16 protein-coding genes and 1 pseudogene are annotated in these 12563 nt (G+C 45.2%); 1 reads left to right on the top strand and 16 read right to left on the bottom strand.

Annotated features, from left to right (window positions below; translation table 11 throughout):
• Positions 1-165 precede the first annotated feature (165 nt).
• The 4 genes from BN3656_RS02740 to BN3656_RS02720 all read right to left on the bottom strand — a co-directional run bounded on the left by BN3656_RS02740 (position 166) and on the right by BN3656_RS02720 (position 2217).
• Positions 166-918, bottom strand: a complete 753-nt coding sequence (locus tag BN3656_RS02740) for a class I SAM-dependent methyltransferase (RefSeq protein ID WP_066543837.1) — start codon at positions 916-918, stop codon at positions 166-168.
• Between the two features lie 483 nt (positions 919-1401).
• Positions 1402-1698: a DUF3847 domain-containing protein gene (locus tag BN3656_RS02730; protein WP_066543835.1), complete on the bottom strand. Its 297-nt coding sequence runs from the start codon at positions 1696-1698 to the stop codon at positions 1402-1404.
• Positions 1691-2032 carry a DeoR family transcriptional regulator gene (locus BN3656_RS02725; protein WP_066543832.1) on the bottom strand — a complete coding sequence of 114 codons (342 nt, stop codon included), beginning with the start codon at positions 2030-2032 and terminating at the stop codon, positions 1691-1693. Before BN3656_RS02725 ends, BN3656_RS02730 begins: the two co-directional genes overlap by 8 nt.
• The gene (locus tag BN3656_RS02720) at positions 2029-2217 is read right to left on the bottom strand and encodes a hypothetical protein (RefSeq protein ID WP_025544156.1); all 189 of its coding nucleotides are present in this window, start codon (positions 2215-2217) and stop codon (positions 2029-2031) included. Before BN3656_RS02720 ends, BN3656_RS02725 begins: the two co-directional genes overlap by 4 nt.
• Positions 2218-2700: 483 nt before the next feature.
• Between BN3656_RS02720 and BN3656_RS02710 the strand changes: the two genes are divergently transcribed.
• Positions 2701-3507 (top strand): helix-turn-helix domain-containing protein, encoded by an 807-nt coding sequence (locus tag BN3656_RS02710; protein ID WP_066543830.1) that lies wholly within the window; start codon positions 2701-2703, stop codon positions 3505-3507.
• A gap of 175 nt (positions 3508-3682) precedes the next feature.
• Here BN3656_RS02710 and BN3656_RS02705 read toward each other — a convergent pair whose 3' ends face one another.
• The 12 genes and pseudogenes from BN3656_RS02705 to BN3656_RS02650 form a co-directional block, all read right to left on the bottom strand.
• Positions 3683-4660, bottom strand: a complete 978-nt coding sequence (locus BN3656_RS02705) for a reverse transcriptase domain-containing protein (protein WP_347460580.1) — start codon at positions 4658-4660, stop codon at positions 3683-3685.
• A 192-nt stretch (positions 4661-4852) separates the two neighbouring features.
• Positions 4853-5758, bottom strand: a complete 906-nt coding sequence (locus BN3656_RS02700; RefSeq protein WP_066543829.1) for an IS3 family transposase — start codon at positions 5756-5758, stop codon at positions 4853-4855.
• Entirely contained in the window at positions 5758-6099 is a 342-nt protein-coding gene (locus BN3656_RS02695; protein ID WP_004615554.1) for a transposase, read from the bottom strand. Before BN3656_RS02695 ends, BN3656_RS02700 begins: the two co-directional genes overlap by 1 nt.
• A complete protein-coding gene (locus BN3656_RS02690; RefSeq protein WP_242962923.1) occupies positions 6074-6997 on the bottom strand; it encodes a Fic family protein in 924 nt (307 codons plus the stop codon). The genes BN3656_RS02695 and BN3656_RS02690 overlap by 26 nt, the downstream gene beginning before the upstream one ends.
• Positions 6998-7031: 34 nt before the next feature.
• Positions 7032-7443 (bottom strand): annotated as a pseudogene (locus tag BN3656_RS02685) (Fic family protein).
• Between the two features lie 443 nt (positions 7444-7886).
• The gene (locus BN3656_RS02680) at positions 7887-8756 is read right to left on the bottom strand and encodes a SpoIIIAH-like family protein (RefSeq protein ID WP_066543827.1); all 870 of its coding nucleotides are present in this window, start codon (positions 8754-8756) and stop codon (positions 7887-7889) included.
• A gap of 16 nt (positions 8757-8772) precedes the next feature.
• Positions 8773-9390, bottom strand: coding sequence for a hypothetical protein (locus tag BN3656_RS02675; protein WP_066543825.1), 618 nt, complete (start codon positions 9388-9390; stop codon positions 8773-8775).
• Positions 9344-10066, bottom strand: a complete 723-nt coding sequence (locus BN3656_RS02670; RefSeq protein WP_066543824.1) for a stage III sporulation protein AF — start codon at positions 10064-10066, stop codon at positions 9344-9346. The genes BN3656_RS02675 and BN3656_RS02670 overlap by 47 nt, the downstream gene beginning before the upstream one ends.
• Before the next feature lie 46 nt (positions 10067-10112).
• Entirely contained in the window at positions 10113-11363 is a 1251-nt protein-coding gene (locus tag BN3656_RS02665) for a stage III sporulation protein AE (protein ID WP_066543820.1), read from the bottom strand.
• 47 nt (positions 11364-11410) lie between these two features.
• Positions 11411-11797, bottom strand: coding sequence for a stage III sporulation AC/AD family protein (locus BN3656_RS02660; RefSeq protein ID WP_066543819.1), 387 nt, complete (start codon positions 11795-11797; stop codon positions 11411-11413).
• 8 nt (positions 11798-11805) lie between these two features.
• Positions 11806-12000 carry a stage III sporulation protein AC gene (gene spoIIIAC, locus BN3656_RS02655; RefSeq protein ID WP_066543817.1) on the bottom strand — a complete coding sequence of 65 codons (195 nt, stop codon included), beginning with the start codon at positions 11998-12000 and terminating at the stop codon, positions 11806-11808.
• A gap of 26 nt (positions 12001-12026) precedes the next feature.
• Positions 12027-12557 (bottom strand): stage III sporulation protein AB, encoded by a 531-nt coding sequence (locus BN3656_RS02650; protein ID WP_066543816.1) that lies wholly within the window; start codon positions 12555-12557, stop codon positions 12027-12029.
• Positions 12558-12563: the final 6 nt, after the last annotated feature.

The raw sequence follows: 12563 nt of genomic DNA, 5'->3' as shown, positions 1-12563 counted from the left end.
TAATTGGTGGATGGGGTGGCGTTTTACCACCTCATTTGGGGCAGAAAAAAAGCAGGAGACCTTTTCAGATTTCCTGCTCGGTGTGCCGCTGTGTGGGCGGCGGGTATTTAGTTGTAAAAGTTCGGGGCAAGTTGACCCGATGTGTTAATGACAATCTTAAGTTTATTATAATTTTTCTTTTATAATAGGTTTTCTTGCGATTGACTTTACCAACAACATCATAGGACGGCGTAATTCATCTTGAAAGCCTGGAATATCCATCATTTCTTGCGGCGGTTCTGCTTCTTCTACCACTTTAAGTTCAAAACTGTTATTCAATAACCCCATCATAATTTGCGTAAGTGTGTGATGTTGCTTTACTACATCACATCCTAAAAAATGTGTTTTTCGCTCCCCTGAGAAAAAGTAATTGTCAATGGGCCAGTGCTTTGGAGTTCCTACATCTGTATAAATCCAGTCTTGTCCAACTCCGGCAGTAAAAACGGGATGTTCAATATTAAAGAGAAATATTCCATCTGGTTTCAATGTTCTATGAATTTTTTGGAAGATAAGTTCTATATCTTCAATATAGTGCAATGCCAGATTTGAGATAACACAATCCCATGTATTCTCTGGGTATTCGTATTCATCTATTCCACAAACACGATACTCTATTTGTTCTCCTGCATTACGCTTTTTTGCTTCTTCAATCATCTTACTGCTTAAATCTATTCCCAATACATGCGCAGCTCCCTGTTCAGCCGCAAATTTGCAATGCCATCCATAACCACAACCTAAATCAAGAATCTTTTTTCCTTTGACCGAAGGAAATAACGGTTTCAATTGGTGCCATTCTCCCGCAGCACTTAGCCCTTCTCGACTACGGGGCATTTTTGCATATTCGTCGAAAAAGTTCTGATTGTCATATTCATTATTCATATCTAATATCCTCCGAAACTGAACTTGTTTTTATCTGTCAACCATTGTAATTTCTCCATAAGATTCCCTCTACCAGTTCATCTTTATTACTGCTTTCATTATACTTCATTACCTCCTGAAAAGATAGCATATTTTATGAAACTTGTCGGCTGGGAACAGCTTGCAACGCAAGGTATCCCCAGATGGCAAGTCCACAAAAGGGTAGCTGGCGGCAGCCAGCGCAGGGGTGCAAAACGTCCGGTGGACGTTTGCCCTGCACCGACCGAAGCGGAGCGGAGACGGCGTAGCGTCCCCTGTTTGATTTGGAGCAGACCATGACTGCGGAAGCCAACATTCTGTCGGCTGCTGCGGCATTCGCCGAGTGAATATGCAAGCATATTCGTTCGGCTCATTGCTCGCACAAATCACAGCCCTCCGGCGAGGAGCCTTCGGAGAACGCAATGCACCAACCTTTGGGTGGTGTATAATTGCGCCCTTAGTAAACTAAGGGGTTTCCGGCTTCTCCCGTTCCAGCAGTTTTTTCAATAGTTCCTGCGTGTCCTGTCTGTGAAAAATGAGTTTCAACAACAGCATGACATCATCATCGGTCAGGTGTTCCGGCTCTTGCAGAAAACTTTCCAGCATACCGCCACGAGTGCAGAGCCGGTGCGTCCGTTCCTTTCGGGTAAGCTGCTTCAACTGGTGCTGCAATGCCTTTTCATCATTGATAGCTTTCCGCAGTTTCTTTTCGCTTTTCTCCAGCTCCCGGTTGAGCTTTTCCAGCTTTGAGGCATCAGGCAAGGGCAGCGTCCTCCTTTCCCGGTATCAGCACATAAATCCAGTTTGGTTCTCCAACACCCTGACGCACCCGCATGATAAGTCCGGCGGTTTCCAGTTCATTCAGAGAACGCTTGACCGTCATGGGGCTGCGGGAGAGGACTGCGGCAATGGCTGTGACAGGGAAGCAGATAAACAGGATTCCGTTCTCGTCCTCCTGCCCTTTGGATAGCATAGCGTCCAGCATCCGGCAGTACATGACCTTTGCGGTGCTGCTGACCGGAAATCCTGTCAATGCTCTGGGAAATGGCATACAGGGCGGCAAGGGTGTGTCTATCGTCATAAATTCAAAATTCATTCGGTGTGTTCCTCCTTTTTCTTTGCTCGTTTGGATAAATAACGGGGACAGTCAACCACAACCGCCCGGAAGCTCTGCTTGCACCCATGCTGGCATTTCCGGCATAATTCGTTGTAAGTGACACGCCCCCGGTCATTGAGGTAAAAGGAAAGCTCATGCTTCCTCTTTTTGCTCATTCTCGGCATATTGCGCTTCCTCCCGTTTTAGTGTATGGTTTCGGGGCGATTTTCGGCAAAATTACAGTCATAGAACCGCCTAAAATCTCCTAAAGTATCAGCGATAGGGTAGACTATCCCCCTATCAGATTGTCGTGTTTCGGTATCATTTCGGTGTCAGTTCGCCAGTTCTCCCCGGTGCCGTTCCTCCCCTGAATCTCACAGCGGCGTATCGCTCCCTTTGGTACGCTCGTTTTGGTCAGGGTTCCTCCACATCCCTGCCAAAAGTCATGGCACTACATCGCCGGGGAAGCATATCCCACACAGGCTGGTCATTCGATTGGAATAATCCATCGATGAACTACCTGTATCATAGAACATTTTTGTGCCCTGTGCCGTATGTCCACAAAGTAGGAATTAGGGGTAAAAAGCGGAAATTTCCACGATTGCGGAAAGTGTGATATAATCCAGATAAGCGGCAACAATCAAACCGCCGGAAAGGAGCGTGCGCCCATGAAAGGAGCAACAAGCATACAGGAACGCCTTTGGGAACTCCGCAAGGACAAAGGCTTAAATCTGGAAGAATTATCAAAGCTGACGGGCATTTCCAAATCAGCTCTTGGAAATTATGAAAAAGAAGATTATAAGGAAATCAATCATGGCAACCTTATCACGCTGGCAGACTTCTATGGGGTTTCCGTTGATTATCTACTGTGCCGGACAGAGAACCGGGAGCAGATCAACACGCCACTAACGGAGCTGCATTTGAATGATGAAATGGTGGCACTTCTGAAAAGCGGTCGGATTAACAACCGCCTGCTCTGCGAACTTGCCACCCATAAGGACTTTATCAAGTTTCTTGCGGACATTGAGATTTATGTGGATGGGATTGCCACCATGCAGATTCAAAATCTCAACGCTCTTGTCGATACCGTCCGGCATGAAATCATTGAACGGTATCGCCCCGGCGAAGATGACCCGCATTTGAAAGTGCTGCAAGCCGCCCATATCAGCGATGATGAATATTTCAGTCACATGGTTCTGGATGACCTCAACCTCATTATCCGGGATATTCGGGAAGCTCACAAAAAAGACAGCGAAAGTGCTCCCCAGACCACCGTTGCCGATGAACTGAAAGAAAATCTGGAAGCGGTCGAAAATTTCAAGGGCAGCCGGGATGAAAAGCTGGTTGTTCTTTACTGCAAGCAACTCGGTATCAACTACAAAAATTTATCGGAAGAAGAATTTCGCTGGCTGATTCGGATTCTCCAAAAATCAAAGAAAATGGGAACACCTATCAGCCAGAGGAAAAAACGGTAAAGAAAAACCGCTGTTGCATGGTTGTGTTGGCTTCCATGTAGCAGCGGTTTGTGCTGTGGTTATTCAGTTGAAAATCAGAACGGCAGTCGAGTAGACTAAGACCTCTCAATCTTAGCCCCTCACAGATCCGTACGTGCGGCTTTCCCGCATACGGCTCCTCATAGTAACATTCGCTTCAATATAAACAATAGTACGTTTTAGGTTTTGCTAACGGGTAATACTTGAGCATTTCCACAAATCCATTCCATGTGTATGCCCGTCTACAACCTCTCCGATTCATGGCTTTGAATAGAAACTGTTGTACTCTATGCAGGAATGTTGTTATCTTCCGAAAATTCCATGTAACACCATAATACCGATAGTGTCCAATTAGTTTTACATTCAACTCTTTAATTATTTCTCGCATTGGTCGATTTCGATTATCGTAAATCCAGTTCTTGTATGCTCTAACCTTTTGCTCAAACTTCTTTCTTGAAGTCTGTACCTTTGGCACGAAACCTCCCTTTCGAGTTTTGCTACAGTAGAAGGTAAATCCCAGAAAATCAAATGTTTCAGGCTTACATTCTCCTCTTGCTCTACGATTCTGCTCTGCAAATCTCCCAAATTCAATCAGTCTGCTTTTACTACTTTCCAGCTCCAGTCCAAACTTTTCCATTCGTTCCTTTAATTCTTTATAGTATCTTTCAGCTTCTGACTTATATTGAAATCCTGCAACAAAATCATCCGCAAAGTTGACGAGAAAACACTCTCCCTGCATTTCCCTTTGCACCACCAGCTTAAACCACAGCGTCAGCACATGATGCATGTATATATTTGCAAGCATCGGACTCATTACTGAGCCTTGTGCCGAACCTTCCTCTGTTGGCTCGAATTTTCCTTGCTCCATTATTCCTGCTTTAAGGTATTTACGTATTAGCCACAATAAGTTCCTATCCTGTATATTCCATTCAAGGAACTTCATCATCCAATCATGGTCGATATGGTCAAAGAAACCTTTGATATCGGCATCTACGATATAGCTGATTTTTCCATAGCTTATCCGTTGATATACTTCTTTTATTGCTTCGTGACACCCCCTATTCGGTCTGAATCCATACATGCAGTTTAGGAATCTCGGTTCATAAATAGCTCCCAGTATTTTCTTCACTGCCATTTATACAATCTTATCTTCATAGGAAGCAATCCCTAATGGTCGTTTCTTTCCATTTCCTTTAGGTATATATACCCTCAGTGACGGAAGTGGCTTAAAGGATTTGTTTTTCAACCTCTGTACCAGTTCCTTGATATTTCTATCAAGTGATATTGTCAATATTGGTTTACACTTTTTTCTCAAGAATGTTCGACCTTATGCTGCCTCCTGTAGCGAAGCATAGTATTGTTGTCGCTTAACCATTGGAGGTAGTCCACCATTAGCAGAGCAGATCCTCCGATTATTCCAGTAGCTGATGAAGTATCTCCAGATGAGCGTCTTTAACTGCTCTACGGTCATTGAGGTAGGATCGTAACGACCATAAAGTAATTCCTCTTTGAAGCGTGCCCACATGCTTTCGCATCTGGCATTATCATGGCATCTGCCACCGGCACTGTTCATGCTTTGAACAATGCCATATCTGTTGATAGCTTTACGATATAGCTCACTGGTATACTGGGTTCCCCTGTCACTGTGAAGAATAGCTCCACGGAGCATCGGGTAAGCTTTGCAAGCATTCTCTAAGGTTTGTTCGCATCGGGTAGCTCTCATATTTGTATCCATAGCAAGTCCCAATACTGCTAAATCATAGCAGTCAAAGATAGCTGAAACATAGAGCTTCCCGTCAGAAGCCTTTATTTCAGTCATATCGGTCATGCACTTTTCAAGAGGCTTTTCAGCAGCGAAGTCACGCTTGATTAAATCGTCGGATTTACTGGCTTCTCTATCAGCTTTGGTAATAGCATTCGGCTTACGTTTTGGTTTATGATTAAGACCAATTTCTGCCATGACACGATAAACAGTTCTCTCACCGGGAATATGTACTCCCTCAGGCTGTTTGAGCTGTAAGGCCTGATACATACGGATTCTTCCATAAGTGTCATTGCATTCATCTTCGCTGCAAATATCAAGCATTGCATCTGCCAGTGCCTGATATTTCCAAGGGGTATCTTTTGCTTTTAGGAATTTGTTGAATGCCTGCCTTGAAACATGAAGCACTTTGCAATAAAAAGAAATTTTACCCTTAATCCGGCCGTCATCCGTTTTGATTGCAATAAACATTAATCTCTGTTTTTTGCTGACTTCCGACGGCTGGCTGCGAAAAAAGCACTTGCTTCCTCAAGGAATTCGTTTTCTTCTTTTAAGCGACGAATTTCCTTATCCTGCTCTTTTACACGCTTTCTGAGTTCAATAAGCTCATCGTTGAGGGATAAAGCATTCTTGGGCGTATGAACTGCTTCATTTGCACTGAGACGCCCCTCTTTGAAGGCTTTTATCCAAGTGTACATAGTACCCTTTGGAATCCCTAATTCCTGAGCAGCTTTATGACCGCCGATTTCCTGGGCAAGCTTTACCGCCTGTGCTTTAAATTCATTGTCATAAGATTTTTGATTCTGTGCCATAGGTTTTTCTCCCGTTCTCGTATTGATTATGATTATATATCAAAATCCTTGAGAATAGGGTGTCAACTTTTATGATACAACACCATTTCTCATTGTTCCATTCTTTCAATCCACGATAATAGAACATTTTCAGATTATCTTCGATAATGAACGGAACGATATTATATTTCAGGCATTCCTTAAACATAATCAATCTGCCCACACGGCCATTGCCATCCTGGAACGGATGGATTCGTTCAAACTTCACATGAAAATCCAGAATATCCTCAAATGTCTTTTCTTCTTTTCCGTTGTACTCAGTCAACAGAGCTTTCATTTTATCGGCAACTTCTTCCGGAAGTGCTGTTTCCATTCCGCCAACTTCGTTCGGCATCTTTTTATAATCGCCTACAGCAAACCAATCTTTTCTGGAATCACTTGTGCCTGTTTTAAGTGTGTTGTGCAATTCTTTAATAAACTTTTCGGTAAGTGCACCTTTTGCATTATCAATAATCATATCAATGCAACGGAAGTGATTTGCTGTTTCAATCACATCATCCACATTCAGCACTTCTTTTTCTACACCGATGGTGTTGGTTTCAAAGATATATCTGGTCTGGTCATGGGTCAGACTGCTGCCTTCGATATGATTGGAATTATATGTTAAATCAATCTGTGTTTTATGGTAAATGCCTCCGGAATACTTGCTTACCTTCTGCTCCTTCAGAATATCCAGTAAGGTAATCGGCTGCTCTTTCTTTTTATTGGAACGCTCCGGCTTTTCTGCATTTTCAGGAATATTCCAGGTCTTGCCGGTAAGAAACGCACCGTCTACTCGCCCATGAGCGCAGTAATTTCGAACGCTTCGTTCCGACACATTCCATTTTTTCGCTATTTCATTAACTGAACGATATTGCATCCATATTCCTCCACTTTTCTAACGCTTAATCAAGTTAATCCTTTATGTCCGTCAAATTTTCCATCTTAAACACATAATACCCTTCATAGTAATAACTGTGATCGATGCCCTTCATATAAATTTCTCGATCATTTACATTATTCGTAAGTGCATTTTTCAGAAGAAACTTTATTTCAATATCTTTGATAGGACTTCGCTCCATGGCAAGCAGATAATCCACTTTATCCACCTTGCTCCAGTCAACCACATAGCCGATTTTTTTTTTCAACATCAGGTCAAGCCATATTCTCGTACTTCTCCCATTTCCCTCTCGGAACGGATGAGCCACGTTCATTTCAACATATTTTTCGACAATTAAACATTTCAAGCGCTTTTTGCTTACTGATTTTTTCTTCCATTCTTGCTAATTCTGTAGAATCTGTAATACCTAATTTATTTTCAAGCATAGTTTACCTCACATTCTTCATGCGATCACTTTTCCAGTCACGAATCTATCTTTATAAGTATACCATAATATCGGCAATAAATCTATTTTATTATAAAATATCTTACTTTTATTTTGCCGCATTTAATAGTTCTTTTTCCTCTTAACGCAAAAATGGCAAAGTTCTTATCGACAACACTTCACCATCAGATGTTGGTAAATAAAATATCCTATAAATAGGAAAGACCCACCGGGTTGCGCATGAAAATCAGAGGCGTGGTGGGTTCTGTTAAGTTTAACATACAGTTTTTGAAGTTACTGTCAATATTTCTTTTCAAAAAAAACGATAACTCTCCATCCGCACCGAATATCTACACAAAAAAAGCCCAACAGAAATTCCTTTCCGTCAGGCTGTCTTTCCTATACACATCTATTTGATCATACTGCTGTCAACCTCTTTTTCTCCTACTCCTCCATATTCAAAAGCGTAATAATGATCTGGTCGGCTCCCACCTCTGTTTTCCGTTTCACAATATCCTCAATCTGAGCCCTCTGCGGATCTGTGATCGAGGGGGCATTGATCACTACATCTACTTTTTCATCTGCAATGCTTACTACCGGATCGGAGAAGCCTTTTGCCATGAGAAGGGTCTCCGCAGCATTTTCCTTTTCTGAAATCTCTGTCAGGCGGATCATATCCTGAATGGCCTGCTGCTTGGCTGCTTCATCAATGGAGGTACTGTTGATCAGGCTCATCAGGGTTTCCTTATTTCTGGCTCGAACCTGCTCCCTGCTTAACTGAACTCCTGCTATGTAATCCGCCACGCTCATGCCGCTGGTAAGCACTGCCTCTCCGGGATTTTCAATCCCTGCGGGGGCATCCTGTGCATCTCCGGCTTCTGAAACAGCATCCTGTCCGCCTTTCTCTGCCAGAGCCAGCTGCTCTGTCTCCGCTTCCATGTTCTCTCCGGCCTCGGCCAGCTGCTCTGCCGCTTCTGCCCCGACTTCTTCTTTCTGAGCCAGGCCTTCACTGGGGAGTGCTTCCTCCACCTGATCCGGGTCCTGGTCCAGACTTCCGATCTCCAAAAGATCATCACCGGCGGCCTTATTTTCCGCCAGCAGATCTTCATCGGAAATATCCATCATCCCGGCTTCATAGATATTGCCTGCTGCGGCAAGATCGCGTTTTCCTGCATAATTGAGATATCCTGCCGCAGCAATCATTACAGCCAGTGTGGTGATAATAATCTGGTTTCTGCGGAACAGCCGTTTCATTTTTACATCCTTCATATGTGCTGTGACCTGTTTTACCTGTTTCATGTTCCTGATCTTCATGTCCTGCACTCCTTTTTTATTCCACCCTCTTTAATACTTTAATCTTATGTGCCGGAAGCCCCAATAATGCTTCCATTGCCTGGGAAATTTCCGAACAGACCTCCGGACTCCCTCCTCCGTCGGCGCTGATGACGATTCCTGAAATTTCAGGACATAATTCCTTTTCCACCACTGGTCCGTTTGACCCGCCTCCGGACTGAGGCAGGACTGTGCTTTCCTCCGACTGGCTCTCTGTAATTTCACGGCTTCCGCCTGCAGAGTCCGTTTCCTTTGTCACCGTGCTGCTGCCGGAACGATCCACCCTGAGTACCTTCTGGCCTGTGGATTTTAACACTACCATTACATCCACCTGTCCAACCCCCTCTACAGACCGTAACAGTTCCCGTATCCGCTTTTCCAAACGTTCTTCATAAGAGCGTGAAGAAAAAGAGCTGCTGATATCCCATGAAACCAAACTGTGTTCTTCCGTCCCCGCTGCCTGTTCTCCGCTCTTCGGCCGATCTTCTTTTACAGTCTTTTTCTCTCCTCCCGGAACGGATAAAAGCATGAGAAATACACCTGCAAGCAGAAACAGCAGCCATTTTTCCCTAGTCATTTTTCCATTTAATTTTAACAGCTTCTCCTTCCAGCCCATAATACGTTTCTACCTTTCCTTTTAGCGTCTCTGCCGCCTGCTTCTCCCTTTCTGAAAGCTCCTGCTTCACACCCTCCTTATCCTCTCTTTTCTCCCCCGCCCCGATTTCAATGCGGCCGATACTCACCGGACGTTCTTCTGATATAGGGGATAAAAGCATCTGCCCGGCTGCCCGGATATTTTCCCGTCCAGAACCTTCCTGTCCGGCCCCCTCTTGTGCGAAACCTTCCTGTTCAAAAAAATCTTCCCCCGATACTTCAATCTCAATTGCCAAAATCTTCCCGTAGGAGGAACTTTCCTTATTTTCCTCCATCTGTACGCTTACCTGAGAGCAGACAATTCCCTGTGCCTTGACCAATGCTGTTATCTCCTTTTCCACATTTTCCCTGTACTGCCCCGTTATGCCCGCCAGACGCTTTTCTTCCATTCCAAAAATTTCTTTTTTAAGCTCCCGTGACTCCTGTCTGAACGTAAACTGATCAAACAGACTGCTTACCTGTTTTTCCCAATCCCCCAATGAGCCAAAAGGCCCCAATACAACAAGCACAAGAACCAGCCCTCCAAATAAACGCAGATATCGTCCATAGGAGCTTCCGGCCAAAAGGTGCTCTGCCAGTGAAAGAAAGACCATATAGTAAATAATATTTCTGGCCCAGCCTAAAAGAGCCTCCGCCATAACCCCTCCCTTTTATCTCTGCTTCCCCTCCTTCTATGCCGTCCTGTCAGGCAGACAGATAGGCCACATCCGCTGCCTTGCAGGTAACAGCAATGGCGATCACAAACAGAAGCAGAGAATATAAAACAATCTTCAGCAGCAGCCTGTGTCCCCTGGAAACACCGATCACACAGGAAACCATTCTCTTATCACACACCGGCTGCATGATGGCTCCTGCCGCCTGATAGAACAGTGCAAGTGTAAGAAGCTTTGCCGCCGGAAGAAAAGCAATGAGTGCCAAAACTGTCACACCTGCGGCTCCCATGGTATTTTTGATCAATACACCTGAACCTAATACCATCCGGGCCGCCGCTCCTGCACCGGCTCCCAGCCCCGGAACGGCCTCTGCCAGCTTTAAAAGGCCGGAACGTCCTACACTGTCTGCATAGGGCAGAACCATGGCTTCCAGCACATGGAGGCCCAAGATCAGACCAAACATGGTTTTTATGCCCCATTCCACTGCCTGCTCTGTCAAAGAGGTCATTTTCGACAGCAGCGGCTCCTTCATCACATGGCTTCCCAAAACCAGAAGCACATAAACTCTGACTCCGGTAAGAAATACGCTCTTTGACAGCCACTGAACACAAAAGACAGCCGCCATCATAGCCTCATACATACAGATTCCCGTTATGCTCCCCCCTGAAAATGACACTGCCATAAAGTAAGCCGGTATCAGCACACCCATAAACTCCAGAATCCGGTCCAAAACCTCTGCCGCAATGGAAAGACTTGTCAGAAAACTGCCTGCCAGACAGGCAAACAGCAAAAGGTATGCCACATAAAATCCGGTATCTGAGATCTGCCCGTTTTTAAAAACAGAAGCCGCCCCGGAAAACATGGCTCCAAGAAGACCAATAGCCGCTGCCTGAGTCAAAAGCCCGGCTCCTTCCCTTACCTGTGAAAATAAAAGCTGTCCGAATCCCTCTTTTATGGCTGTTCCCAGCGCTCCCAGATTCCCTGACGCAAAAGCCTTCATCAGATCCGTAAATAAAAGATCCACTGTTCCGCTTTTTCCTCCCAACGATCGATCAAGATACTTCTGCAGCTGCTCCAGCTCCTCTGAAATCCCCATATCATGAGCAGCCTGTCCAATCTCCATTTCTTCACTTGTCTCTTTATTATTTTCAAAATTTTCCTTTTCATAAAAAGCGCTCGCCGTTATCGTGCTCCCTCTGCCGCTTATCCACAGAGCCATCAAAAAAACTATCAGTTTTATACCGATTCGTCCATATTTTACTGCCTTTCTTCCCTGTGCCATAGCAGCTCTCCCTCCCCGATCCAGCAAAATCACAGTATTCTGCCATACTATCCCATAAACTGATCCAGTATTTCAAAGAGAGCCAAAAAAACAGGCATACTTACCCCAAGAATAGACAGCTTTCCGAAAATCTCGATCTGATTTCCCAAAGCGCTGTAGCCCGCATCCTTACAGATTCCGGAGGCAAACTCAGCCACATATGTGATCCCAACCATTTTCAGAAGAGCACCCAGATAGGCCGGATCAATTTTGATATATCCTTCCAGACGTCTCATGGCATCTAAAATCACCTCCAGACGTCCGGTACCGCAGATCATAAAGAGTATCTGTGCTCCCAGCACCATATAAAGGGCATACTCTGCCCGGACTCCCTTCAGCCATACGGCAAGAAGGACTGCCGTTATACCGGCGGCCCCTATGGTAAGAATACTCATGGCTCCTCCTACAGCAAAAACAAACGTTTCATGGTTTCAAACAGATCATATATGTAGGGAACCATCCAGAACAGTACCAGAACCAGACCTGCCAGACTGGTGAGAAATGCCTGCTCATCCCGGCCGCTGTGCTTTAGTACCTGGCAGATTACAGACACCAGGATTCCCACAGCCGCAATGCGGAAAATCAGATTTACATCCATCGTTTCTCCCCTTTCCTCCGTCGCAGCTAATACATCAGAATCACTAAAAGCAGGCTTCCCATCATTCCCAGAGCTGTGCTCAGACGGCATCTTTCCCTCATCTCCCCCCGCAGACGGCTGATAGAAAGCTCCAGCTGCTCCAGATAAAGAAGCAGCGTCCGTTCCTGCATGTCCACATCCAAGTATCCCAAACGTCCACCCAGACCGGCAAGCTGCTTTATATCTTTTTCGTCCAGAATTTCCCCTTGAGGCCCCTTTTTTATAAGCTCCACCTGTTTCTCCCATATTTTAGAAAATGTTTCCTCCCGGCTTGCGGCAATCTCCCTGGCCGCTCCTGTAAATAAACGGCCCAAGAATCCATTTTCCCGCCGTCCTACCCGCTCCAGAGCCTCCCCCAGCGGAGCTCTGCTGTATGTGATCTCACCCTTTAAGCCAAAAATCATCTGTCTAAGCGTTTCCAGAGCCTCCAGTCTGGCCCTCCATCTCCAGGCCATCCACATTCCCCAGCCAGTACCGGAAAACAGTACCAGCCCAATTCCGGCCCATTTTATAACCATGCTCCC

This window comes from Clostridium sp. AT4, assembly GCF_001517625.2.
Classification (GTDB): domain Bacteria; phylum Bacillota; class Clostridia; order Lachnospirales; family Lachnospiraceae; genus Enterocloster.
The sequence above is the reverse complement of the archived record's forward strand: the minus strand, read 5'-3'. Positions and strand labels throughout refer to the sequence as shown.

Coding starts and splice junctions, on each gene's coding strand:
- BN3656_RS02650 (WP_066543816.1), bottom strand. CDS start 12,557: ATGGTTATAAAATGGGCCGGAATTGGGCTGGTACTGTTTTCCGGTACT.
- BN3656_RS02675 (WP_066543825.1), bottom strand. CDS start 9,390: ATGGGCTGGAAGGAGAAGCTGTTAAAATTAAATGGAAAAATGACTAGG.
- BN3656_RS02680 (WP_066543827.1), bottom strand. CDS start 8,756: ATGAAGATCAGGAACATGAAACAGGTAAAACAGGTCACAGCACATATG.
- BN3656_RS02670 (WP_066543824.1), bottom strand. CDS start 10,066: ATGGCGGAGGCTCTTTTAGGCTGGGCCAGAAATATTATTTACTATATG.
- BN3656_RS02665 (WP_066543820.1), bottom strand. CDS start 11,363: ATGGCACAGGGAAGAAAGGCAGTAAAATATGGACGAATCGGTATAAAA.
- BN3656_RS02740 (WP_066543837.1), bottom strand. CDS start 918: ATGAATAATGAATATGACAATCAGAACTTTTTCGACGAATATGCAAAA.
- BN3656_RS02720 (WP_025544156.1), bottom strand. CDS start 2,217: ATGCCGAGAATGAGCAAAAAGAGGAAGCATGAGCTTTCCTTTTACCTC.
- BN3656_RS02690 (WP_242962923.1), bottom strand. CDS start 6,997: ATGCAATATCGTTCAGTTAATGAAATAGCGAAAAAATGGAATGTGTCG.
- BN3656_RS02695 (WP_004615554.1), bottom strand. CDS start 6,099: ATGGCACAGAATCAAAAATCTTATGACAATGAATTTAAAGCACAGGCG.
- BN3656_RS02725 (WP_066543832.1), bottom strand. CDS start 2,032: ATGAATTTTGAATTTATGACGATAGACACACCCTTGCCGCCCTGTATG.
- BN3656_RS02710 (WP_066543830.1), top strand. CDS start 2,701: ATGAAAGGAGCAACAAGCATACAGGAACGCCTTTGGGAACTCCGCAAG.
- BN3656_RS02700 (WP_066543829.1), bottom strand. CDS start 5,758: ATGTTTATTGCAATCAAAACGGATGACGGCCGGATTAAGGGTAAAATT.
- spoIIIAC (WP_066543817.1), bottom strand. CDS start 12,000: ATGGATGTAAATCTGATTTTCCGCATTGCGGCTGTGGGAATCCTGGTG.
- BN3656_RS02705 (WP_347460580.1), bottom strand. CDS start 4,660: ATGGCAGTGAAGAAAATACTGGGAGCTATTTATGAACCGAGATTCCTA.
- BN3656_RS02660 (WP_066543819.1), bottom strand. CDS start 11,797: ATGAGTATTCTTACCATAGGGGCCGCCGGTATAACGGCAGTCCTTCTT.